The organism is Paenibacillus popilliae ATCC 14706 (assembly GCF_000315235.1).
Taxonomy (GTDB): domain Bacteria; phylum Bacillota; class Bacilli; order Paenibacillales; family Paenibacillaceae; genus Paenibacillus_B; species Paenibacillus_B popilliae.
This window is the reverse complement of sequence record NZ_BALG01000371.1, coordinates 1-1,181: the sequence shown is the minus strand read 5'-3', so window position 1 is coordinate 1,181 and position 1,181 is coordinate 1. Positions and strand designations below refer to the sequence as shown.

The 1,181-nt window shown below is 39.4% G+C and carries 4 protein-coding genes; 1 reads left to right on the top strand and 3 read right to left on the bottom strand.

All coding sequences use genetic code 11. The features are described from left to right. Positions 1 to 8: 8 nt before the first annotated feature. The gene (locus tag PPOP_RS22275; protein WP_305082448.1) at positions 9 to 200 is read right to left on the bottom strand and encodes a hypothetical protein; all 192 of its coding nucleotides are present in this window, start codon (positions 198 to 200) and stop codon (positions 9 to 11) included. Beyond that, positions 130 to 297: a transposase gene (locus PPOP_RS26140; RefSeq protein WP_422730664.1), complete on the bottom strand. Its 168-nt coding sequence runs from the start codon at positions 295 to 297 to the stop codon at positions 130 to 132. Before PPOP_RS26140 ends, PPOP_RS22275 begins: the two co-directional genes overlap by 71 nt. Before the next feature lie 81 nt (positions 298 to 378). Between PPOP_RS26140 and PPOP_RS22270 the strand changes: the two genes are divergently transcribed. Then, positions 379 to 540, top strand: coding sequence for a hypothetical protein (locus PPOP_RS22270; protein WP_006287982.1), 162 nt, complete (start codon positions 379 to 381; stop codon positions 538 to 540). A 374-nt stretch (positions 541 to 914) separates the two neighbouring features. Here PPOP_RS22270 and PPOP_RS17425 read toward each other — a convergent pair. Further along, on the bottom strand, positions 915 to 1,181 hold a 267-nt coding region (locus PPOP_RS17425; RefSeq protein WP_006287981.1), incomplete at its 5' end, for a hypothetical protein.

Below are 1,181 nucleotides of genomic sequence, written 5' to 3'. Positions count from 1 at the left end.
TGGATAGATCAGTGCCGGTCTTTGGCGAAGTAGTGCATCGCCTTTTTTAAGATGTCGTTCTCCTCTTCCAGATCACGAATGCGCTTCTGGAGATTGCGAACAGCTTTGTCGTCGGCTTTCAGTTGTCCACTACCTGGAAAAGCTTGTACACCGTCTTTCTTGTATTCGGGCATCCAGCGATACAAGGTATTGTCGCTTATTCCCTAGTTCGCGGGCGACCTGCGCCACCGCCTTTCCTTCTTCCTGGATCATCTGAATCGTTTGGAGTTTGAATTCTTTATCGTATTTTTTCGTCATCGTAGCACCTCGAATTTGGATATTTTCATTCTACCCGATTCTCGGTTCTACATGTCTACTTTTTAGTCTAGCAGCAAAACTATGAAAGATGAGGATGGGGAAACTAAGAAAGAAAATGCAATGAAATTGGTCTATGACACATTAAAGCATCTTAATATTGAAATATCAGAACAAGAAAAACAACTCATCGAGATTGGGATTGAATCTGCGGTTAACATGTTACCCAAGGGAAGGGAGGAATAAATAGTGAATATCAATGTAAAGTATAGTGATTATGGTAAAGATATTATCGAGAGCGGAGTGCTTCCTTTGAAGAATTAAATGTAGAACAACATCTAAATGTCTCAGAAGATCAATGTGAAATTGAAGTCAAGTCGATTGATAGTAGCGTCTCCTCAGAAGTAATACAGCCAATGAGCAAAATAGAATTGTTAAATTACATCAAATTCCTTCAAAAGATAGCTAATAAAATGGAAGTAGAAGTTGAAAAAACAGGTTAAATTATAAAGTCCAGTAGTGTTTATGCTACTGGACTTTTTTTTGTTATTTAGCTATATATTCTTTTGATGTCGCAATTTAAATACCAAAAAATGGTAAGGTATAATAAGACACATGACCTATGCAGTCCGAGGTAAGCCTTGGTAAATATCCGGTTTGGGCGTAGCCCAAAGAAGCATCAAATCATGCTCCGGCCAAAATAATTCAATAAGCCTTGCAAATGGCTGCACTTGTGTGTCACAATCAATAGAGATTCGCTGAATGCCCTTGTGGTTTTTCATGCGCACCTGATAACGAGTGTGGAAGAGGCCACGAACCATTTTGCCGTGGGTATAGCCTTCATCATCACTCGTTTTTTCTTTGTTCAGTTCAAAGAGCGCTACAGC